The organism is Paenibacillus sp. 32O-W, assembly GCF_007679495.1.
Taxonomy (GTDB): Bacteria; Bacillota; Bacilli; order Paenibacillales; family NBRC-103111; genus Paenibacillus_L; species Paenibacillus_L residui.
Genome location: NZ_VEGP01000075.1, coordinates 1 through 20,318 on the forward strand (window position 1 = coordinate 1; position 20,318 = coordinate 20,318).

Annotated in this window: 21 protein-coding genes and 1 pseudogene; 6 read left to right on the forward strand and 16 right to left on the reverse strand. The window is 50.6% G+C overall.

Annotation, left to right across the window (positions count from 1 at the left end; translation table 11 throughout):
- The 3 genes and pseudogenes from FS806_RS27235 to FS806_RS21810 form a co-directional block, all read right to left on the reverse strand.
- Positions 1-75 (reverse strand): annotated as a pseudogene (locus FS806_RS27235) (IS200/IS605 family transposase); the annotation flags it as partial.
- Between the two features lie 26 nt (positions 76-101).
- Positions 102-362, reverse strand: a complete 261-nt coding sequence (locus FS806_RS21805; protein ID WP_144940872.1) for a hypothetical protein — start codon at positions 360-362, stop codon at positions 102-104.
- Between the two features lie 145 nt (positions 363-507).
- The gene (locus FS806_RS21810) at positions 508-963 is read right to left on the reverse strand and encodes a hypothetical protein (RefSeq protein WP_144940875.1); all 456 of its coding nucleotides are present in this window, start codon (positions 961-963) and stop codon (positions 508-510) included.
- A gap of 145 nt (positions 964-1,108) precedes the next feature.
- On the opposite strand from FS806_RS21810, the gene FS806_RS21815 reads away from it, so the two are divergent.
- Positions 1,109-3,532, forward strand: a complete 2,424-nt coding sequence (locus FS806_RS21815; RefSeq protein WP_144940878.1) for a type IA DNA topoisomerase — start codon at positions 1,109-1,111, stop codon at positions 3,530-3,532.
- A gap of 769 nt (positions 3,533-4,301) precedes the next feature.
- On the opposite strand, the gene FS806_RS26875 is transcribed toward FS806_RS21815, so the two are convergent.
- The 8 genes from FS806_RS26875 to FS806_RS21860 form a co-directional block, all read right to left on the reverse strand.
- Positions 4,302-5,630, reverse strand: a complete 1,329-nt coding sequence (locus FS806_RS26875) for an MBL fold metallo-hydrolase (RefSeq protein ID WP_260982213.1) — start codon at positions 5,628-5,630, stop codon at positions 4,302-4,304.
- Positions 5,593-6,462 (reverse strand): protein phosphatase 2C domain-containing protein, encoded by an 870-nt coding sequence (locus FS806_RS21830; protein ID WP_186328480.1) that lies wholly within the window; start codon positions 6,460-6,462, stop codon positions 5,593-5,595. Before FS806_RS21830 ends, FS806_RS26875 begins: the two co-directional genes overlap by 38 nt.
- On the reverse strand, positions 6,459-7,097 hold the full coding sequence (locus tag FS806_RS21835) for an NUDIX hydrolase (RefSeq protein ID WP_144940884.1): 639 nt from the start codon (positions 7,095-7,097) through the stop codon (positions 6,459-6,461). Before FS806_RS21835 ends, FS806_RS21830 begins: the two co-directional genes overlap by 4 nt.
- A 227-nt stretch (positions 7,098-7,324) precedes the next feature.
- Positions 7,325-8,107 (reverse strand): DeoR/GlpR family DNA-binding transcription regulator, encoded by a 783-nt coding sequence (locus FS806_RS21840; RefSeq protein WP_260982214.1) that lies wholly within the window; start codon positions 8,105-8,107, stop codon positions 7,325-7,327.
- A gap of 494 nt (positions 8,108-8,601) precedes the next feature.
- Entirely contained in the window at positions 8,602-9,330 is a 729-nt protein-coding gene (locus FS806_RS21845; RefSeq protein ID WP_144940887.1) for a hypothetical protein, read from the reverse strand.
- The gene (locus FS806_RS21850) at positions 9,327-10,064 is read right to left on the reverse strand and encodes a fluoroquinolone export ABC transporter permease subunit (RefSeq protein WP_222126746.1); all 738 of its coding nucleotides are present in this window, start codon (positions 10,062-10,064) and stop codon (positions 9,327-9,329) included. Before FS806_RS21850 ends, FS806_RS21845 begins: the two co-directional genes overlap by 4 nt.
- Positions 10,039-10,893, reverse strand: a complete 855-nt coding sequence (locus FS806_RS21855) for an ABC transporter ATP-binding protein (protein ID WP_144940893.1) — start codon at positions 10,891-10,893, stop codon at positions 10,039-10,041. Before FS806_RS21855 ends, FS806_RS21850 begins: the two co-directional genes overlap by 26 nt.
- Positions 10,894-10,908: 15 nt before the next feature.
- Complete coding sequence (locus tag FS806_RS21860) at positions 10,909-11,511, reverse strand: TetR/AcrR family transcriptional regulator (RefSeq protein ID WP_144940895.1); 603 nt, start codon at positions 11,509-11,511, stop codon at positions 10,909-10,911.
- Positions 11,512-12,351: 840 nt separating this feature from the next.
- Here FS806_RS21860 and FS806_RS21865 point away from each other — a divergent pair.
- Both FS806_RS21865 and FS806_RS21870 read left to right on the forward strand, forming a co-directional pair.
- Positions 12,352-13,188 carry a GNAT family N-acetyltransferase gene (locus FS806_RS21865; RefSeq protein WP_144940898.1) on the forward strand — a complete coding sequence of 279 codons (837 nt, stop codon included), beginning with the start codon at positions 12,352-12,354 and terminating at the stop codon, positions 13,186-13,188.
- 263 nt (positions 13,189-13,451) lie between these two features.
- The gene (locus tag FS806_RS21870) at positions 13,452-13,904 is read left to right on the forward strand and encodes a DUF441 domain-containing protein (protein ID WP_144940902.1); all 453 of its coding nucleotides are present in this window, start codon (positions 13,452-13,454) and stop codon (positions 13,902-13,904) included.
- A gap of 106 nt (positions 13,905-14,010) precedes the next feature.
- On the opposite strand, the gene FS806_RS21875 is transcribed toward FS806_RS21870, so the two are convergent.
- On the reverse strand, positions 14,011-14,409 hold the full coding sequence (locus FS806_RS21875; RefSeq protein WP_144940905.1) for a hypothetical protein: 399 nt from the start codon (positions 14,407-14,409) through the stop codon (positions 14,011-14,013).
- A gap of 505 nt (positions 14,410-14,914) precedes the next feature.
- On the opposite strand from FS806_RS21875, the gene FS806_RS21880 reads away from it, so the two are divergent.
- From FS806_RS21880 to FS806_RS21890, 3 genes are all read left to right on the forward strand, one after another.
- Positions 14,915-15,184, forward strand: coding sequence for a helix-turn-helix domain-containing protein (locus FS806_RS21880; protein WP_144940908.1), 270 nt, complete (start codon positions 14,915-14,917; stop codon positions 15,182-15,184).
- 236 nt (positions 15,185-15,420) lie between these two features.
- Positions 15,421-16,032, forward strand: a complete 612-nt coding sequence (locus FS806_RS21885) for a class I SAM-dependent methyltransferase (protein WP_144940911.1) — start codon at positions 15,421-15,423, stop codon at positions 16,030-16,032.
- Between the two features lie 432 nt (positions 16,033-16,464).
- Positions 16,465-17,265: an endonuclease/exonuclease/phosphatase family protein gene (locus FS806_RS21890; protein WP_186328481.1), complete on the forward strand. Its 801-nt coding sequence runs from the start codon at positions 16,465-16,467 to the stop codon at positions 17,263-17,265.
- Between the two features lie 251 nt (positions 17,266-17,516).
- Here the strand turns inward: FS806_RS21890 and FS806_RS21895 are convergent, their stop codons facing one another.
- From FS806_RS21895 to FS806_RS21910, 4 genes are read right to left on the reverse strand one after another with little or no spacing between them, the layout of a single operon-like run.
- Positions 17,517-18,296, reverse strand: coding sequence for a VOC family protein (locus FS806_RS21895; protein WP_144940917.1), 780 nt, complete (start codon positions 18,294-18,296; stop codon positions 17,517-17,519).
- A gap of 5 nt (positions 18,297-18,301) precedes the next feature.
- Positions 18,302-18,733: a VOC family protein gene (locus FS806_RS21900; protein WP_144940920.1), complete on the reverse strand. Its 432-nt coding sequence runs from the start codon at positions 18,731-18,733 to the stop codon at positions 18,302-18,304.
- A gap of 6 nt (positions 18,734-18,739) precedes the next feature.
- Positions 18,740-19,255, reverse strand: a complete 516-nt coding sequence (locus FS806_RS21905; protein ID WP_144940923.1) for a GyrI-like domain-containing protein — start codon at positions 19,253-19,255, stop codon at positions 18,740-18,742.
- Positions 19,256-19,258: 3 nt separating this feature from the next.
- Positions 19,259-19,765 carry a GyrI-like domain-containing protein gene (locus tag FS806_RS21910; RefSeq protein ID WP_144940926.1) on the reverse strand — a complete coding sequence of 169 codons (507 nt, stop codon included), beginning with the start codon at positions 19,763-19,765 and terminating at the stop codon, positions 19,259-19,261.
- Positions 19,766-20,318 lie beyond the last annotated feature (553 nt).

Consider the following 20,318-nt stretch of genomic DNA (forward strand, 5'->3'; position numbering starts at 1 on the left):
CAATCGAACAAACATATTTTTTGCATAGTCAGATATGGTATCATCCATCACTTTTCTGCGATATTTTATGACCAGAAACTTTCACTGGTGCTAAAAGCACTTCATGTTTGGAAGTGGGAGACTTCTTTCGGAGGAAAGTTAAAAGTCAGCAAATCAATTCCGAGCGAGCAGGCTATTCCGTAGCCAAAGAAGATTCCCCAGAACATCCAATTGGAAAATTCCTCGCTCCATTGGAACAGGTCGAACCCCGATGCTTGCAGGATAAAGGCGAAAAATACAGACAAAGATAACCCCGCCCCCGCCAGCTTCATCATCAAGTAGGAGATGGATCCGGGTCCGAGTCTATTGTGAAGAAAAGCCATTAGGGCACCCCCCCTGGAAGCTTAATGTCATTTTACCCTATATTCCCATTACTGTCGTCTCTATTTTATAGGTGAAGCCGACGTCCGATCTTTCTAGAAAACCAACGTCCCGTTCTGTCTCCGGAGTCACCGGGCAGTTCTTGTCTTATGCGATAATCCCAAGAAGGAGCAAGAGCAGCGGGAAAGCGATGGCAAATACATATTTATATAGCCGGCTCTGCCTGGAGGCATAAGTTCCGAAATAAAAGATTAAAGCAAAGATCGAGCCCGCGATTCCCGCCATAATAGTAATGGCATTAATTTCTTTGAGATTAAATATGATAAAGCCTGCTGTCACGTACAACAAAATTTTGACAAGAAAACGCAGCAGGCCTTTCATTTTAAAAGTCAGCAAATCGATCACAACTGAGCTTGCAATTCCGCAGCCATAAATTAACCGCCAGTATGTCCATTCCTTAACCTCGACCAGCCAAATGTTCAGACTGAATCCTGACACCTGCAGTATAAATGCATAAAGTAAAGTCAAGCAGAATCCCGCTCCCGCCAGCTTTAACAGCAAATAGAGGACAAATCTGGGCATATCCTTTTTTATCAAAATCATTCCGGCACCCCCTTGGAAGCATAGACACATTTTACCGTATATTCCCCTCAACGCCTATCCGCTTGCAAAACTATTTGTCCAATCTCCGTCCGCGCTGGTGTACAATACAAGAAAAGCAGTTTACCATACGCAAGGTGATGATTCCGTGAAAACGTTAGTTCTGGCCGAGAAGCCCGACATGGGCCGTAATATAGCCAAGGCGATTGAGCCTAAAGCCGTCAACAAAAAAACGCACCTCGAAGGAGAGCGCTATATCATTACTTGGGCCATCGGCCATTTGGTCGGTTTGGCCGAGCCGGACAAGTACGACGTGCGCTACAAAAAATGGAGGATCGAAGATTTGCCGATCATTCCCGATACCTTCAAGCTAATTCCTCACTACAAAACCCGATCCCAGCTCAAGGTGATCGCGGAACTGGCGAAGCAGTGCGGGACCATTATCAATGCTTGCGATGCGGGACGGGAAGGCCAGCTTATTTTCTCGTTCATCCAGCAGCATCTGAAGCTTCGGCAACCGGTTCAGCGGCTGTGGATTTCCGACCTCACGCCGGAGACGATCCGTCAGGGCTTCGCCCAGTTGAGAGACGGCTCGGAATTCGAGCATTTGACCAAGGCGGCCCGGGCCCGCAGCGAAGCCGATTGGCTGATCGGCATGAACGGCTCGCGCGCTTTTACTACGAAGCATCGGGAGCTCCTGTCCGTCGGGCGGGTGCAGACCCCGGTGCTTGCCCTGATCTATGACCGGGAGAAGCAGATCGAAGCCTTCCGTTCGTTAACCTATTATGAAGTGGAGGCCGGCTTCTCCCAAGAGAGCACACGATATCCGGGCAAATGGCAGGGAGAACGGATCACCGACCGTCAACGGGCGGATGAGATTGCGGCCAAAGTCAAGGGCCGGCCCGGCAGAATAACCAGCTATGAAATCAAGGATACGCGCGAATATCCTTACAAGCTGTATGACCTGACTCTGCTGCAGCGCGAAGCGAACGGCAAATACGGCTTCAGCGCGAAAAAAACGCTCGACCTGGCGCAATCTCTTTACGAGAAGCATAAAGTGATCACTTATCCGAGAACGAATTCCAATTACGTGACCGAGCAGAACATTCCGGAGATGCACCGGGCGCTGTCTTCCCTGCAGGGGACGGACTACGATTCTCTTGTCCAGCAGGCGGCGAGGTCCTTCGTTCAAAAAAATAACCGGCATGTCTGCAATCCGGCCAAGGTGGAGGACCATCATGCCATTCTGCCCACGGCCAAAAAAGCGGGCAGCCTGTCTGCCGACGAGCAGAAGCTGTACGATATGATCGTTCGCCGTTTTCTGTCGCATTTCTATCCGCCGGCCCAATATAAAATGCATACCGTAATAACGGAGGTAGCCGAGGAGACGTTCAAAACGACCGTCAAGCAGCTTCTCGATTTGGGCTGGAAGATCGTCTATTCCGGCACTGAAGATAGCAAGAAAAACTCCAAGCGTAAAAAAGAAGAGGAGAACGAGGAAGTTGAGACGGACAAGCCGTTCTCGGTGGATAAGTCGCTAGGAGTGCTCTGCACCGATGCTGCGGTACAGGAGAAGGAAACCCAGCCGCCGAAGCCGTTCACCGAAGGAACGCTGCTGAAGGCGATGGAGAGCGCCGGGAAGCAAATCGAGGATGAAGACCTGCGGGAAGCGATCAAGGACTCCGGCCTGGGCACCCCGGCCACCCGGGCCGCCACGATTGAGCGGTTGAAGAAGGTCGGCTACATCCGAATGCAGGGCAAGCGGATCGAGCTCGAGCCGAAGGGGCGTTCGGCGGTGGAGCTGATCCGCGGGGCCGGCATCGAGCTGCTGACCTCGCCGGAGATGACCGGCCAGTGGGAGCGGCGGCTGAATGAGATCGCCAGAGGCCAGGCGTCCGACACCGCGTTCATGGAGAAGGTGAAGGAATTCACCGTCTACATCGTGAACAAGGTGCGCAGCCAGCCGCAGGCGGATCAAGCCGCCTTCGCGCAGCCGGAGGCGCCGGCCAAGGGCCGCTCGCGCGCTGCCAGCGGCAAGCGCCGCCGCGCGGGCGCAGCCGGGGACGCGGCGCTGACGCGGGCGGCGGCAGGCGCGACCCCGCGAGCGGCGGGCGGCGACAGCAGCGCGGCACAGGCGCGGGCAGCGGCAGGCGCGACCTCGCGAGCGGCGGGCGGCGACAGCAGCGCAGCGCTGACGCGGGCAGCGGCGGGCGCGACCTCGCGAGCGGCGGGCGGCGACAGCAGCGCGGCACAGGCGCGGGCAGCGGCGGGCGCGACCTCGCGAGCGGCGGGCGGCGTGATCGGGCTGTGCCCGCGCCACGGGTGCGGCGGCACGATCTTCATGGGCAGCAAAGGCTACGGCTGCAGCAATTACAAACACGGTTGCCGCTTTGTCATCTGGAAGAAAACCAAATTCGGCAAAACCTTAAGCGACACCATGGTCAAATCGCTGATCCAGAAAGGCTCGACCAACAAACTGAAGTTCAAAAGCATCTCCGGCCACTCCTACGACGGAAAGTTGATTTTGTCCGACCGCAATACAGGCGAGCTAAGCTTGGAACGAATCTTTTAACTCTTTATAAGAGGTACACTCAAAAAACCTTCCAAAGACCAACAAAAGTGCAGGTCTTTGGAAGGTTTTTAGCAAAAATCAGCAAAAGACAAGCAATAGTGCAGGTAAATTCAGCCATTTTACTGATTTTCAGCGTTTTGCGGAAAATGACCTGCAGTTTTGCTCGTCTTTCCCGGATTTTACGGGATTTTCGCAAAAAGACATGCACTTTTGCTTGTCTTTGGAGCAGGCATCGGGACGGCAGTCGAAATTGCAGAGCTGCATGTGGCGGGCAACCCCCATGCTACGCAAGTAACAGACATGGACAAAAAACCTAGTATCTATGCGTTTGTTCATGCATCGTTCATCCAAATAGCACTTACGTTTCTCAATACCGGCCCCTTGCATAGTCTACTAGAAGTATAAATGCTGATAGCTTGATGCGAACCGAGAGCATTTTGAATGAAAACAGTCAGATATGCGATAGACACAAAAGTTCCATGAAGGGTCATCTTTGTATGAAATATCGTACAAATGAACACGCTGGTTTTCGCTCTGATTTTCAAATGCGAAAACCAGCCTCTTCCGGCAACTCCGCCTCTACCTCGCGCCTCCGCACGCTTGCCTCGCTCACGCTTTTGCAGCCTTGCTACCGCCTGCGTTGCCCGCGTCCGCATGCCGGCCCCGCTCACGCCCGTGGTAGTTCCGCTCATGCACGTGGTAGCTCCGCCCGCTTCCTCCACGCAGCCCCCTTACGCTCATCCACCCGCGCTGTTGCGGAAGCGGCCCGCTAGCGGCTGCGAAGCGTTTCGCCGTGCCGGAGGCAGCGGAGGCGTTCCGGCGGAAGTGCGCGGCGCTGCCATTCGGCGTGCAGCCGATCCAGTGCCTCCTTTGGCGTATCGTCCGCGAGCCGGAAGGCGCCGTAATGCATCGGCACCATCACTTGGCCGCCGCAGTCCTCCAAGGCCTGCACGGCCTCCTCCGGGGTCACATGCTGCGTCGACATGAACCACTCCGGCTCGTAAGCCCCGATCGGTAGGAGCGCATAATCGATGTTGAATCGCCGGCCGATCTCCCGAAAGCCGCGGAAATAGCCGCTGTCCCCAGCAAAATAAACCACCTGCGGCGATGTCCGACCTAACGTAGCCGCCTTCCCGGCTACCGGAGACTCCTCCCGACTTTTCGCGCACGCTTCTTCGACTCCCAGAGACGACTCTCGGCCTTGCACACACGCTTCTTCAACTCCCAGAGACGACTCTCGGCCTTGCGCAAACGCTTTTTCGACTCCCAGAGATGACTTTCGGCCTTGTGCACACGCACCTCCGACTACCGGAGACTCCTCCCGACTTTTCGCGCACGCTTCTTCGACTCCCAGAGACGACTCTCGGCCTTGCACACACGCTTCTTCAACTCCCAGAGACGACTCTCGGCCTTGTGCACACGCCTCCCCGACTACCGGAGACGCCTCCCGACCAACCGAAGCCGTCTTCCCCCGGTCGGTTCCCCGAGCACTGATGACCCAGCCTCCCCAGTGGGAGGTATTCGTGTCCATCAGTGTGCGGCGGGTCCAATGCTGCGCCGGCACGAACGTAAACGTCACCCCGTCCCTGCTGATGTCTTGCCACCAGGATAGCTCCTCCACCTCTCTATAGCCTTTCCTCCGCAGCTTGTTCCGCAAGCCGGCCGGTACATAGATGGCGGGAGCTCCTGGCAGCCTTCGCAAGGAAGGAAAATCCAGATGATCGTAGTGTCCGTGTGAAATCAGCACCACATCGATATCCGGTAGCTGGGAAATATCCAGCCCCGGTGGGGCCAGCCGTTTGGCAAAGCCCATCCGGTTAGCCCAGACCGGGTCGGTGATGATGTTCAATCCGCCCATTTGGATAAGGAAGGTTGCATGTCCGATCCATGTGATCGACATCTCCTTCCGATTGCGATGCAAATAATCCAGATCGGGCGAAGCCTGCGGAATCTGATAGGATAAATCCTTCCTTTTGGCCCTTCTTTCCTTCTGCCATTTCCGCAATTGGCTGAACGAATTATTCAGCTTGACCCCGTCCATATTTTCATAGCGTTTCCGTTTAGTTTTCCAATTGAATCCAAATTCCCGTTTTGTCATCGGATTTTTTGAACCTCGGATACTTCCTTCCGTCCGCGTCCTCTTCTTCCAGAGAAATCAGCCAGTCGGCATAAGCCGCCAGTCCTTCCCGCATAATTCGCTCCGTTAATTCATGGAAGTCCGAAGCCGACTCTCCTTTCTCCTTCGGCAAAAAAAGACCGTCTGTAATCAGAAGGAGGCCTTGAAGCTGAATCCGGCTAATCCGTCCGTACTCGAGTAAATCCTCTAGCTCAGGCTCTCCGCTGACTACAGAATACCCTTCCAAGGTGTTCAATTTCAACCGATTGCGCTGGATCGTAGGGATGACATATTCCCTCAGCTCCTCCCGGGTCGTCATTCCCCTCTGGATGCCTTCCTGCCATAGCTGCTTCGTCTCCCTATCGATATGAGCCACTGAATCATGCGTAACGACACGCACCGTTCCATCCTTATATACAGCGATCAGCATGCAGTCCCCGGCTTGAACATATTCAATATACCGGTCGTGGATTCGGATGGCGGCCAAGGCCGCGGTCCACAGCTGGCGCTTGTCGGAGATATCGATCCCGCTGGACACCATCTCCTCCCGCAGCCGACGGTTAGCCTCCAGTACCGCTTCGTTCAGACGAACCACAGCTCCTTGGTCATCGCCCAGAGACTCCATATACTGACGGATCAACCTGGAAGCCAGCTTGCCTCCGGTTTCCCCATTCTCCCCCCGGTAAGGGATCAGGGACGTTGATCCGTCCACGACACCATACAATGCCAGGGAATCGTTCACGATCAGTTCGTCTTCGTTCCATTCGTTGGTTCCTTTTATCGATATTCGTTCCATTTTCCACGGTATGCTCATTTCGCTTCCCCTCCAAGTCCGTCTAAATAAGCAGGCCATTCCGGATGCCGCGCATATTCGAACATCATTCTCACCTGCGACTCGGTATTTCGTTCCACGGACAGCTCCGGCAGTTCATTCTCCCCGAAGAAGCCGACCTCGGACGTCTCCGTTCCGGTAAGTGCTTCCCCTCCGACCAGCTCGCAGAGAATAAATATTTTATAAACATGATAAGGAGAGGGGGGGTGAGGATAAAACTTCTTGTCGCAAACTGCCAGCAGCCTGACCGGCTTTACCTCGTATCCGGACTCCTCTCGCACTTCCTTAACCGCCACTTCGGCGGGCGATAAGCCTATGTCTGCCCATCCGCCCGGCAGCGACCAGCATCCATCCAGATTCTCCCGGACGAGCAGCAGCTTGCCTTCCCGGAAGACGACTCCCCGCACATCGACCTTCGGAGTCGCATACCCGGTTTCATTCGCGAACAATTCGGTCACGGTTTGCATATCGGTTCCGGTATATTCGGACAGGATCTCGGCACTTAGCTTCCTCAGTTCCTGGAAACGCTCCAAATCGTAGACATCCTTGGAATATGTCAGACCTGCCTGCGCAATAGCCTGGATCTGCTTGGCCCATTCCAGCCATTTCGGTTCCATCTCTTGGTCCCCCTCGCATGATTAATAGAGAATTCCGCAGCTTCATTCGATATCGAAAGAAAATATCCCGCAGCCAGTCCGGCTGATGCCGGCTTTCTAGTTTGATATAAACTTCGCTGGTCCAAACCGTATTTCTTTCATGGAGTATAAAGTTTATATGGAAAAGTATCCCGGTCGGATATGTTATCTGCAGGTGATCACGGTATCATTATTTCTGCAAGCCCTTTTCATCTTCCGGACGGTATGCTTTGATCAACCGAAATGACATCGATTCCCTGTCTCGCCAGCTTGCTCAGAATCTTCTCATCGTCAGTATCCGTCAGCACCACATCCATCTCTCCAAGCTCACAAACGTTATAGCGGTGGACGCGGTTCCAATGGTTTCTTCCAATCAGCAAAATTTTCTGCTTCGAATGACGGATCACCGTTTGTTTGAGCTCCAGGCTGTCCTGCAGAGCGGCGCTCACCTTCCAATCGGGCGAAATGCCGGAGGTTCGCAGGAAGCATTTGTCAAAGTTGATTTGTTGAATCGTCTGCAGGGCAAAAAAACCATAGCCGGACTCATCCTCGGGGTGAATCGTCCCCCCTACGTGAATCAGCTTCACCTTGGACGCGAGCTCCGATAAGCCGTGAATGCTGTTCGTCACGACCGTCACTCCCGGCATCGGCTCCATCTCGTAAAACATCAGATTGGTATAGCTGGACGATTCGATAAACACCGTGTCCCCCGGCTTGATAAGCGCGGCGGCCGCCTTGGCGAAGGGCTTCTTCGATTCGGTTCCACCCCTATCCTTGTAGGCGATGAAGGAAGAGGCTTTGGAAGGCAGCAGTGCTCCGCCATATGTTTTCTGGACGAGCCCTTGCTGATCGAGAAAACGAAGATCCTTGCGAATCGCGTCTTCCGTGACGGAGAAGAGGACGGCCAATTCCTTCACTTGAACCCGTCCCTCTCTTTGAATCTGCTCCAGAATCCGCTTCCTTCTTTCCTCTGTAAACAGCGGTTTATTCATGTAATCACCAATTTCATCCAATTGTTTAGTATTGTTAATTAATATTTTGTATTGTTTTGTATTATTCTATCTCGAAGAAGATTGGCCGTCAACCAGAAAATAACAGTTCGCAGGTTTAACTTTGAAAAAATGAAAGGGAAATTCGAAGGAATTTTGAAGGAGGGGTAGCTGAGAGTCGTTTGAGAATCGTTTGAGAATCATTTGATATTCGCTGAGAGTCGTTCAAGAGTCGTTCGAGAGTCGTTCGTGAGTCGTTCGCGAAAAGCTCGTATCAGGTTCGTGGGAGATTCAAGGAGTAGGTTTGGGTAGGTTTGGGTAGGTTTGGGTAGGTTTGGGTAGGTTTGGGTAGGTTTGGGTAGGTTTGGTTTCGGTAGGTTTGGTTTCGGTAGGTTTGGTTCGAAAGGAGATCGAAGGAGAGTCGAGGGTACCCGTGGGTACTCGTGGGTACTAGCGGGGGTTCGGGCCCGTTTTCGCGGCTAACGAGCCCGCAAGGATCAATCGTTTCTTTGCTCATAACGGTGATAGAGCCAGACCGCCAGCAGGGAATAGAACGCAAAAGCGGCCAAATAAATAAAGAACGCGCCGCCGGACCATGCTTCCATTCCAGCCCAATAGGCTTTGGCTATCCAGAAGGTGGGCAGCACGGAAGCCAGCCAGGACCAGGGCTCGGGGGCGAAATAGATAGCCAAGGGGGCGGCCATCGTTACTCCAATTCCTTTGGACAATGCCATTCCCTCCACCTTGTTCGCTGCAAAAGCCAGTAGAAGCAGAGCAACGACCGGAGCCTGCAAGGCAAGCAGCAGCGTTAACGGAAGAAGAGCGGCCACGGGGACGCGCACCAGATCCGTGAAGTATACGAAGAAAACCGTGTAAGCGGCGGAAAGCAGCACGGGAGAACTAAGCCGGTAAAGCAAATACCCCGATTTGGTCAGCGGCGTCACGGCAAAGTAAGCAATCAGATTCTCGTCTCTCTCATCCAGCATCAGAAATCCGGCGATCACTCCCAGCATCAGCGGAATAAGCAGGAGAGCTTCGATCAGAATCAGGTCATAATAGACCGTCAGGTCGAAGGCCAAGGTGAGGTGCAGCCACCCGGACAATATTTTCATTCCATAGCGAATGGCGACAGCGAGAATAAGCGGGCCGAAGACGGCGAGGACCAGCATGGGATCGCGCGCAATATTTTTCGCGTCTGCGGCGGATAGTGAAACATATTTATTCATTGGCCCCTTCCCCCTATTTTCAAGACGATATGGTTGATGAAGGAGCGTTTAGCCCATAGATAAGCCAATCCGATCCCCATCACGAGTACCGCAAGCCCATACAGCACCTCCCATATGGTCAGCGGATGAAACGGAGAAGCGAGCAGCAGCAAAGTCCCTTGAGTAGGCAGTAAATAGTAAAGGGGGGACTCATAAACCCCCAAGTATCCCAGCACAGGAACATAGTAGATGATCGAGTACAGCGGAGACGCGAGAAAAAAACCGTTCAACGTCCCGCAGCGGACAGCGAGCCCCAAGCCGATCAAGGTAAAGAATGCCGAGGTCAGTAATATTCCCGCCAAAAACAGCAAGCTGAAGCCTTCCCAACCGAAGGCCGACAGATGAACGGCAGCTGCGCTTAACGTAGACAGCATGGCGAGGGATAATGTCTTGGCCGCCATATATTCTCCGACCTGCAGAGGAGTGACGAACAGGTTATCGTAGATGTTCTGTCCTTTCTCCAGCAGCACGATCCCGCCGATAAAGAAAAAGCCGAGGGCACTCGGATCGGAGAAAACGACAAGAACGGAAACATCGGCTCTGGCGCCAGACGGGACGAGAGACAGCAGCAGACAGTACATTACGGTGATGAGCAAATAGGCCAAATAGAAGCCTTGACGGACCTGAAAATGGATATCGTGTCCCCAAGCGTTGAGCATTCTTCGCATATTAATCCAGCTTCCTTCCTGTGACATCGATAAAAATGCGCTCCAAAGTCGATTCCTGGCTGTGCATCGTCTCGATGGGCTTCTCCCGGATAAGCTCCAGAAAACGGTCATTGCGCCCGAGTCTGGCGAGAGGGAACTCCTCCGTTCTGCGATCCTGGCCTTCCGTGTATTCCACCACCAGCTTTTTCGTGCCCCTTCTCAGCTTGAGCTCCCGGGGGGAATCGATGAGCGAAACCTGCCCGTCTACAATAAAAGCTACCCGGTCGCAGAGCTCCTCGGCCGCGTTCATGTTATGCGTCGTCAGCAGAACGGTTTTGCCTTCCGCCTTCTGCTGCAGGATCAGGTCCTTCACCAGCTTCGCGTTAACCGGGTCCAGTCCGGAGGTCGGCTCATCCAGGAACAGCAGATCCGGCCGGTTCAACAGAGCCCGGCACAGGTTCAGCCTCATCTTCATTCCTTTGGAAAAGCCGGACACCTTGTCGCGGGCGTGATCCTCCAAGCCCACCCTGGCCAGAAGCTGCCGGGGCTCCTCTGTTTTGCACGAATACAGAGAACGGAAGAAGCTCAAATTCTCCAAAGCGGTAAACCGGGAATAAAAATTAGGGAATTCAAAGGCCACCCCAATCCGTTCAAAATAGTCCGGCTTAGCGCGGTTCAGCTCCCGGCCCATCACCCGAACACTCCCTCCATACTGCTTCAATACTCCGATCAACACCTTCTGAATGGTGCTCTTGCCCGCTCCCGAAGGACCGAGAAAGCCGAAAATTTCTCCCCGGGAAATATGAAAATCGATGCCTTTGATCGTCTGGATCCTGGCTCCCGGGTAGGTATAAGTCAACCGGTTAACCTCAATCATGAATCGTCCCCTCCCCTATTCGGCGGTCAACCCTTGCGCTATCAGTTGAATGAGCAATTCCATCGTCTCGTCGAATACCTCTTCCCCGATCATCCGCTTCTGCAGGGTCAGCAGAATCAGCGAGCGAATCAGGCTGACGATAATTTCCGGGCGCTGAGAGGTCAGCCATCCCTCCTCCTGCCAGCGGCGGACAAAAGGCATAGCAACATCCGCATCCTTGTCAAAATGGGCGGCTAGCTTCTCGGGAGGAAGCTTCCTTACCAATTGCTCCATTACATCTTCCTCGTATAACTGGCGAAAAAACGGATTTTCCCCTATCACCGTCAGTGATTTCCGCAGAAAGCGGACCAACTTTTCCTTGTCCATTCTGCCGGATTCCTCCGTCTCCTCCAGAAGCTGCCGGCGAACCCTCTCCTCCTCAAGCTCCAACAGCTCGAAATACAACTCCTCCTTGGACGGGAAGAACAAATAGAAGGTCCCCTGCGCAATTCCCGCCGCCTTGGTCAACTGCTCGATGCTGGTTTTCTTCAGCCCGTACAAGCCGAAGCATTGCTTCCCCGCCTCCACCAGCCGCTCGCGAATTCTCTCCTTCTCGTGATCACTAAACTTTCTCGCCATGATGCTGTCACCCCAAATATGATTGTATGAATAATTTTATTTTATATTCATAGCTAATGATAGACCAATCCTTCTCTTCCCGTCAATAACCGAAATAGATCACCAATCGCATTCGTTGTTCCATTCCATTTGCACGGTGATGTTTACCCGAAGATCATACAGACCTTTCGCTGTACAGTGAGGAATCTTTTTCATCAGAGATTTTAGTTATAAGCAAAAAATCCATAGTAGTTGTGGAAATAAATGTATAAAATGGATGGGGTGGGTATTAACCCAGACCTGCCGTGCTGCAATTCTGTCGGGCTTAGCGTTTTTTCGGGATTTTTACCGTTGCACGTAGTTCCTGTACGCTGAGTGGCGATGTAAGATGGAAGGGATGGAAAGCAGATTACCTGCAGATGTCATCTTGTGCGGGAATATTGATCTTGAGCTAGCCGGTTGATAGAACGCAATGGCTATTGCGGATACAAATTCCTGCGATAATACATCAATTTAGAGCGATTCAGAGCACTCGGGGAGAAAAGCCTGCAGATAATACATTAATTTCGGTCTCAAGTCACCCTATCCCCCCTGGAACGAGAAAAAAGATATATTTTTGCAGGCTTTGCTGCGGACACGGGGTCAACCGGCCAAAAGCATGCAGAATTGCAGTTTTTTCATTTACACCCCTGGGAGCGAACTCGCTGGAAGAAATCATTCACCATCAATGCCCCTGCCGAGATACAGCCCTACTCTAACAATACATATAGGTACGCGGCCCAATAAACATCAAGGAACCAGTAGGCGCATTCAAGGAGCGCGCAAGCTCGGCTACTAATATAAGATAACGAGGTGATTCTCGTGGACATCATAAAACTGACCAAGGAACATCACGATCTGGTCCTGAAGCTATTCGGTCCGGATGCGGCCGACTATTACTTTCTGATTAATGAATTAATCGATCATCATTATGAAGGTCCGTCCTTTCATGCGTATGGAGAATATGAGGACGGGCAGCTCTATTCCCTTCTGCTGAATAATTTCAACAATGTTACTTATTATTCCAGAACGGATCGAGGGATTAGCGGATATCAAGGCGTACTGAACCGGCTTACATACTCTAAACTGTCCGGACCCAGCCGTTGGATGAAGAAATTTATGCCCCTGGTCAAGGTTAGAAGCGATTCACTCTCTCATATGGGAGTTGTCAGGCGAATTCAGGCGCGAAGGAGGTACCCCGAGCTTAAGCTCCATACCATCAGCAGCGAAGAGGAAGCCGGGAAGCATTATGATTTGTTATCCTCCACGAAAGAATACGAAATGACTGCGACTAGAGACGACTATATCAAAACAGAAATGAAGAGATTAAGAGAAACGAGCGACCGGACGGTATACTTGAGCCTGGACGGTCGAATGATTTCCTCCTGCGGAACGGTCAGAGAATCCAGAAACAGCGCCATCGTGATTGGGGTCGTGACTCATCCCGAATACCGTAATCAAGGCTATGGATCGGAAGTGCTGATTGGCTTGTTTGAATCGTTATTGCAGGAAGGGAAATTTCCATATTTATTCTATAGTAATCCTGCTGCCCGAAGAGTTTACAAAAACATCGGGATGATCGAAGTCTGCGAATGGCGGGTAGCAATGGTAGAACCGCATCAGCCGCTACGCTTGCCAGACTCTGACGTAAGGGCATGACAGAGCCATCTGACCCTGGCTTCCGGATACGCGCTCGATTACATCGTTCTTCTCCTTCACCAGCGGAACAGCTTGGTCTCGAACTGCTGCCGATCCATTAGGTCCGCAATCCGGATGCCGTTCGCTTTGCCAGTTGCATGAGACTTTTTATTAAAAAATCCATTGTTACAAGTAGCCGGATCCGGGGAAAACTTGATCTTTGGGAAAACGACATGTATGCTATGCGATAAATGAAACTATATGATGCTAAGGAGCAACTTCCGATGGCTAATGTCGATACTACCTCTCTTCTGCTGCTGGCTTTTGCGGCACTTGGGCTGTTCAGCAACAACACGCCTGTTTCCATTGCCATGATCGTTCTCTTGCTGCTGCGGGTCATGAATTTGCACCAGACGTTCCCCTGGATCGAAAAATACGGCTTAAGCGTGGGCATTGTCATTCTCACAATCGGCGTCATGTCCCCTATGGCGAGCGGCAAACTGTCGCTTCAGACGATCCTGCAATCGTTCCTGCATTGGAAATCGCTTCTCGCTATTGGAATTGGCATGCTGGTTGCCTTCCTGGGCGGTCGTGGAGCGGCGCTCATGTCTAATCAGCCGACCGTCGTAGCCGGGTTGTTGATCGGCACCGTACTGGGCGTCGCTTTATTCGGCGGAGTTCCTGTCGGACCGCTCATTGCCGCCGGCTTATTGTCGCTGCTGATCGGCAAATCCTAGAAGCCAAGAAGCATTAAAGCTCACGGGGCGTGGAGGTACGGAGCAAGTCCTCTGCGCCGCCCGTTCCGCAGCTCTCGCGATTGAATCATCATCGACCGTATCCTCGTTATAATTCCCGTATTTCTAACGCATGAAGTGCTTGATCGTTAATGAATTCAACCGAGAAGCTAATCTCTTGATTCATTTTGATGTCTTCCGGTCCAATTGGTTGATTGTTGCTATCATAGATTTTTGTGTTTTTTGTGATTTCAAAATGTTTATACTCCCCATGCTCCCCAAACATCTCATTATATTTCTTAAATGCTTCATCCGTTGGGTTAAAATTTTCTACTTGCAGTGTATAACGAATCCTAACTCCATCTATAGAATAGTTGTTCTGCTTAACCAATGAAACCGTTTTCCCCGTGAAAGTATATTTTGGTTTTTCAACTGGCTGTTTTTCCGCACATCCAGTACATACTGCAGTTAAAAGAGTCAACAAAAATAATACAAGCTTAACTTTCATCTTCGACCTCCCGAACGCCTCTTACATAGGCAAACAATGATAATATTAAGAAGACAAAAATAATTGCTCCCGAGTATTTTTATTTTACCAAAGAATACCGTTTTTTCATTATATGAGAAAAACTCCAATCGGAGTATTTCATGGATGAGCGACCGCGATTGAAGGATGTTATTCACCTAATAGCATTTGAAGTTCAAGACGCTAAAGCTTAACACTCAACTTTCGCAGAGTGCACTGATAGAAACCCATTGCCTGTGGTGGTTCCTACACGGTCTAACTGTATTTTATGTAGGTAAATTCAAGCGAATGGTGGAAAATGATTAAACTAGATGGAAAAACTACATTTAGAATCAAGGCTTTTTGCTGAAATCGCCTTTTTTGCACAAACTAGCTGTAGTTTTTCCAGTTAGTTTCCATCTTTCGCTCCAGAGGAGCAAACTAACTGTATGAAATCCAGTTAAACGTTCATCTAGAAGGTGAAGGTCGGAAAATTATTTCCATTATAATGCAAAAAACTCAGGAAACCATAGCAGACTTTGTCAATTTCAGCACCTTTTTAATCGAAATACGGATTGAACAGGCCAAGGAATGGTTAATTCATACTGACCTTCCGATTAAAGAAATTGCCGAACGGCTGCGCTACACTACAGTCCATAATTTTACCCGCATTTTCAAAAAAATGACGGGAACGCCGCCCGGTCAATTCCGTAATCAATATCGAGGAGGCGATGAACCGTTGGCGGATACAAGGATAAACGGCTATCGCCGTCCTTAGAACAGGCGCGTTTACCGATGAAATATAAGAACAAGTATAAGGTGAACTTATACTTTCTTATATTTAAATTTAATATTTTCCGGTTCCTGTGGAACCCCTGCAATTTCAGCATCTTAACGCCAATCGACAAATTAATACAAATCCCTCCAGTTGACATTTGTTCACCATTACGTTTCACTTAGGAGAAAGGGGTTTCAGGGCCAGGTTCTTAATTCTATACTAAGGTGGGATTTTGGATGACCATTAACACGCCTCTAGACAGGAAAGATAAGAAAGACAAGAATGAGAAAATGTTATTTCTATATAAATTCTTTCGTGCCCCCAAACAGATTGGAAGTGTAACCCCCAGCTCCAGGTTTCTGGCCCGCAAGATGGTCGAAGCCGTACCATGGCCGGAAATCCGGTATACCGCCGAGCTCGGTGCAGGTACCGGGGCCATTACCAAATTCATTCATAATGCCAGGAACCATCCCGGCAAATTCATTCTGTTTGAAAGGGATGCCCTTCTGCGGGGGCAATTAAGCCAGATGTATCCGGATTATACTTGCTACCCCGATGCAACCCAGATTACCAACGCTCTTCAGAGCGAAGGCATTCCACATCTTGACTGCATTCTAAGCGGCCTTCCTTTCTTCAATTTCGAACAGTCGGTCCGAGACAAGCTGCTGGAGCAAATTTTACTGTCGTTACGACCCGGCGGCTGGTTCGTCGCGTTTCAATATTCCTTTCAGATGAAGAAACAGTTGAAAGAACATTTCAATATCGAAAGCATAAATTTTGTGCCTTATAATATTCCTCCCGCCTTTGTTTATGTATGCCGGAAAGAACAGCTATCGGACTTGTTCTAGCACACACTGTACATATAAAGCCTACCTGATTCATGACCAATTTATTTCCCGTTCAGCCTTTTCAAGTCGTTTCGTTATTTTTCTTATTCTTCTATATTCTTCCGCTGATCAAGATTCACTCTGTATCATTCGTATTCAAGCTTATGGCTGCGACCTGTCCCTTATTTTCCGACTCCCAGACCAACTTCACCGGCCCTATATGGAAAAGCTGGCTTCCCCTTTCTGAACAAAGGGGATTTTTTTGTGATCCGGATGAACAATTAGGACCTCTTGAAAGGTGATGAGGACTATATTCCATCATTTTTATTGCTTCCTGGAACAATCTCTGGAATACTTAATGAAGACTCTTAAGTCGATCTATACGGGGAGATTCAGCCTTCCCATGCGGAATTAATGGGATTATTTTCATTATTGTTTCAGGGAGGATTATTAATGAATGCAGAGATCAAAGTCATGACTTTCAATCTTCGGGTGGCCGTCCCTTCCGATCCTTATGTATGGGATCAAAGGAAGCACTGGGTAGCCCAAATCATAGAAGAGCATACCCCCGATTTACTGGGAACCCAGGAAGCCACTCTTCCGATGCTCGCTTGGTTGACCGAGCGCCTATCGCCAACCTATGAGGTCTATGGAGTTAATCGGGTCGCATCCGACAAGGTTGGGGAGTTCAGCGCGGTCTTTATTAAGAAGGACAAGTTCTCCATAACGAACAAAGAGTCCTTTATGCTGTCGGAGACTCCGGAGATTATTGGAAGTATGGGATGGGATGCGCGTTGCGAGAGAATTTGTTCCTGGGTGGAGCTATCTTTGGGGAACGATACCGAGCCGGTGCTGAGATTCTTCAATACGCATCTGGATCATGCGGGCAAAATAGCCAGACAGGAAGGATTGAAGCTTACCGCGAGCAAAATCAAAGAGCTTAACGAGCAGCGGCCTCTTCCTTTTATTATAACAGGGGATTTCAACGACGTACCGGAAAGCGGACTGCTGGAAAGTGCGACCTCGCAAATTCCAATGACCAGCTGCTACGATCATCTGACCGAGATGGAGACGAAGCACACTCTGACCTTTCACGGTTATTTCGGTGGATCGGAAGGCAGACCGATCGATTACATTCTGAGCAGCAGCGAAGGACGATTCCTATCGACCTCGATCATCCGGAACCAAATCGAGAACGGGTTCCCATCAGACCATTATCCGGTTCTCTCTACTCTGCAATTCTCCAATTCATAATCTAGGTCAAGAGCTTCCGCATCGACTTTCATGCCATAGATTATAGATCATCCTAAAGATTTAGACCCTAACTGTCCGTTTCAACCTCCCTACTCTTCTTCCGGGCAGAGCGTGATCGGGTTGATCATAGGAAGGGGTTAGGCTAGGTCATTCATTGAAAATAGCGGGAGCGCATCCAAGGCGGTCAATCGCCTTGGATGCGCTCCGTTTATTCTGCTCTGCTCATTCGGTTTCCAAGTTTGGTTATCAGATTACGCTTCCTCCTGACAAACCATGACCAGGTTGCCATCCGGATCGGAAAGCGTGAAGTAAGCCACGCCGCCGTGACGTTCTATGCCGTGGAACACGCTTAGGTTCCGTTCGGTGGCATAGGCGTAAGCAGCATCAATGTCATGGCTGTCGAACATGAACGGAATTTCGAACGTTTCCCCACGCCGCACCCGATTATCATCCAACAGCAAATCCGCTCCACGCGATGTAGGCACAATGTAAATCGAATCCCCTGTGTCCTCTTCACGAAGAGGTACTCCAAGCAGATCGCTGATCCACGCTGCCGCAGCCTTCATATCACGAACATTGACGAACACGCCGCCTATGCGTGGAACAATAGGACTGGAGCTATGGACAGGGGCCACATCCTCGCCGCCTCCCTGCGACCAGCACACCATATACGCCCGTCCGTCCGGTGAACGGAAATTGAAGTAGGCCATACCCGTATGCCTCTCAGGTTCAAATAGAGGCTCCGCCTTAGTCTTCACATAGGCATAGGCTGCATCGATGTCGTCGCAAGGGAACATAAGGAGAGGCTGCATATCCTCGCGCCACTGCGGGTCTTTCCGGTTGTTTGCGTTGGTATCCAGAATAAGGCCGGTTCCGGGAAGATCGAACCAGTATACCGGCCCGCCATTCAACCTCTCTTCCCGCAGAGCCACACCCAGCAGCTCGCTATACCATGCCGCAGCGCGCCGCAAATCCGTTACATGGACAAATACACTGGCTATCCGATTCTGAACTTGAGCTGTGCTATTCATAGGCTCTACTCCTGTCTCGGCGCTTGCCACGCCTGAAACTTATTGCCGTCCGGATCTTTGAAGTTCAGCTGCAGGCCGCAGTCTCCTTCATCCCGGATCTGTTCCTCCACCCAAGCGCCCGATGACAGCAAGGAAGCATGAAGCGAGCGAATGTCATCGGTTTCAAAACAAAGCGGAAACATTTCGAAAGGCTCTTCATCCTTAGTCCAGCCTGTGGTAGGGAAGGTCAACGGAACGCCGTTCGGACAGGGAAGCAGGAACAACCATTGTCCCTCGCCCATAATCATGATGGCTCCTCTGCCGGGTTTAACCGGGGAGCGCAGCTTCAAGCCGAGCACACGACTGTACCATTCCGCCGCAGCCTCGGCATTAGTAACAGGAAGATAGGCGCAATCTATTCTTTTAAGCAGGGCTTTGTCAGCGATAATGTTCTTCATTCTCTCCTATTCCTTTCCTGCCGGCTCCAAGGCCACATACAAATCTATTTGATTGTCCGGCTGATCCGGTTTATAACGCTCATCCCATATTTCGAAATCGAACGAATCCGGACAGCGGCCGTTCTCCCTAATCCACTTGCCATAAACAAAATCATAAGTATGGCCTAGCTCGGATTCCAGCCCATGGTGAGTCACTTTGACATATTCCCGATCGGGGAACGAACGGGACGTCATCCCTTCGGGTACCCTATCGCATCCTTCAACCAAATAGCCGATAAACTGCGTAAAAGGATCTACTTGAGCATTAAAACCCTCTTTCCGCGGGTACACCTGTACCAAGTAGACGTCGTCAGAGATACGGGACGAAATCTCATCCTTGCGACTCAGCACCGATTCATATGCTTTCTTGCCCAACTGCTGCTCGAAGATCTGGGTTAGAGAGGCATCATAGGACACACCGACCACAGTGAATCCGGGCAAACTGACAACGGAAGGCTCGTAAGAGTATTTAAGCGATGACATGGCTTATCCCTGCTTCCCTTTGGGTGAAATTGGAAAATACAGATCGATCTCGGATTCGGGATCGGTGCGGTTCCGATACCGCTGATCATAAAATTCAAACTCATACATACCTTCGTAGACGTACTCGGACTGGGGCAGCCAGTTACTCCAGAAATATTCGAAGCCTTCTCCCAATCCGTCCAGCACTCCCCGGTAAGTAACCACTGCATAAAGCGAAGCCGGAACCTCTACAGAAATCATTCCCTCCGGCAATTGGCCGAAGGAATGAACACCAACTGCGGCTATGTAGTTAAACGGATCACCCGGCTTGGTCTCGGGGGTTTGATGGATCAGCCCATAGCCACGGTACCCGACCGGATCGGCAATTTCGCAGGTACGAGCATTTAATCTATCCCACAACTTGGCAATGGCGTTCTCCGACGGTTTCTCCTCTGCGCTAAAATGTACCATCTCCTGAATGCCCACCGCCCGAAAAGCGGGCTTATGCACCAGCTTAGTTTCAATGATCATAATTAATCATTACCTCCTTCAATGTTAATTTGAATGCGATTGCAGGCAAAAATAAAGCACCGGGATTCTGATTGGATTTCTCGGCGCCTGATGACTGATATATACATTTATCACTACTTAATGATTCGATACTGCTCTGGGCTTTCCTTCCCAAGTCTTTATTTATTGAAATCCGATAGCTATCGTTCTAAATCAATTGTATCAGAACTTACGTTCTTATTCAATAGTTAACTTTGTAATTTTTGGTATATTTGCAACTTCAGGTTTCTTTCCTCTGAAAACCGCTGGTTGCGCTCTGTTGGAAAAACGAAATGCCAGCACGCATCCGGGTCTGCTATGGAGGGGTGGACGGTTCGCTGGTTCGGGCTGATTCCTGTTTCTCTCCGCTAAAGACACCAAAGACGAGCAAAAATACATTAAAATCGTGCCTTTTTCCAAAAAGATGGTGAAAGACGGTCAAATGTGCAGGTCTTTTTCACAAAATGGGGCCATTTCGCAAAAATCGCTCCAAAGACCTGCATTATCGCTCTAGAATCAGGTATGTGGCGACTTT

Coding starts and splice junctions, on each gene's coding strand:
- FS806_RS21805 (WP_144940872.1), bottom strand. CDS start 362: ATGGCTTTTCTTCACAATAGACTCGGACCCGGATCCATCTCCTACTTG.
- FS806_RS21810 (WP_144940875.1), bottom strand. CDS start 963: ATGATTTTGATAAAAAAGGATATGCCCAGATTTGTCCTCTATTTGCTG.
- FS806_RS26875 (WP_260982213.1), bottom strand. CDS start 5,630: ATGACAAAACGGGAATTTGGATTCAATTGGAAAACTAAACGGAAACGC.
- FS806_RS21830 (WP_186328480.1), bottom strand. CDS start 6,462: ATGAGCATACCGTGGAAAATGGAACGAATATCGATAAAAGGAACCAAC.
- FS806_RS21835 (WP_144940884.1), bottom strand. CDS start 7,097: ATGGAACCGAAATGGCTGGAATGGGCCAAGCAGATCCAGGCTATTGCG.
- FS806_RS21840 (WP_260982214.1), bottom strand. CDS start 8,107: ATGAATAAACCGCTGTTTACAGAGGAAAGAAGGAAGCGGATTCTGGAG.
- FS806_RS21845 (WP_144940887.1), bottom strand. CDS start 9,330: ATGAATAAATATGTTTCACTATCCGCCGCAGACGCGAAAAATATTGCG.
- FS806_RS21850 (WP_222126746.1), bottom strand. CDS start 10,064: ATGTCACAGGAAGGAAGCTGGATTAATATGCGAAGAATGCTCAACGCT.
- FS806_RS21855 (WP_144940893.1), bottom strand. CDS start 10,893: ATGATTGAGGTTAACCGGTTGACTTATACCTACCCGGGAGCCAGGATC.
- FS806_RS21860 (WP_144940895.1), bottom strand. CDS start 11,511: ATGGCGAGAAAGTTTAGTGATCACGAGAAGGAGAGAATTCGCGAGCGG.
- FS806_RS21870 (WP_144940902.1), top strand. CDS start 13,452: ATGGCTAATGTCGATACTACCTCTCTTCTGCTGCTGGCTTTTGCGGCA.
- FS806_RS21875 (WP_144940905.1), bottom strand. CDS start 14,409: ATGAAAGTTAAGCTTGTATTATTTTTGTTGACTCTTTTAACTGCAGTA.
- FS806_RS21880 (WP_144940908.1), top strand. CDS start 14,915: ATGCAAAAAACTCAGGAAACCATAGCAGACTTTGTCAATTTCAGCACC.
- FS806_RS21885 (WP_144940911.1), top strand. CDS start 15,421: ATGACCATTAACACGCCTCTAGACAGGAAAGATAAGAAAGACAAGAAT.
- FS806_RS21890 (WP_186328481.1), top strand. CDS start 16,465: ATGAATGCAGAGATCAAAGTCATGACTTTCAATCTTCGGGTGGCCGTC.
- FS806_RS21895 (WP_144940917.1), bottom strand. CDS start 18,296: ATGAATAGCACAGCTCAAGTTCAGAATCGGATAGCCAGTGTATTTGTC.
- FS806_RS21900 (WP_144940920.1), bottom strand. CDS start 18,733: ATGAAGAACATTATCGCTGACAAAGCCCTGCTTAAAAGAATAGATTGC.
- FS806_RS21905 (WP_144940923.1), bottom strand. CDS start 19,255: ATGTCATCGCTTAAATACTCTTACGAGCCTTCCGTTGTCAGTTTGCCC.
- FS806_RS21910 (WP_144940926.1), bottom strand. CDS start 19,765: ATGATCATTGAAACTAAGCTGGTGCATAAGCCCGCTTTTCGGGCGGTG.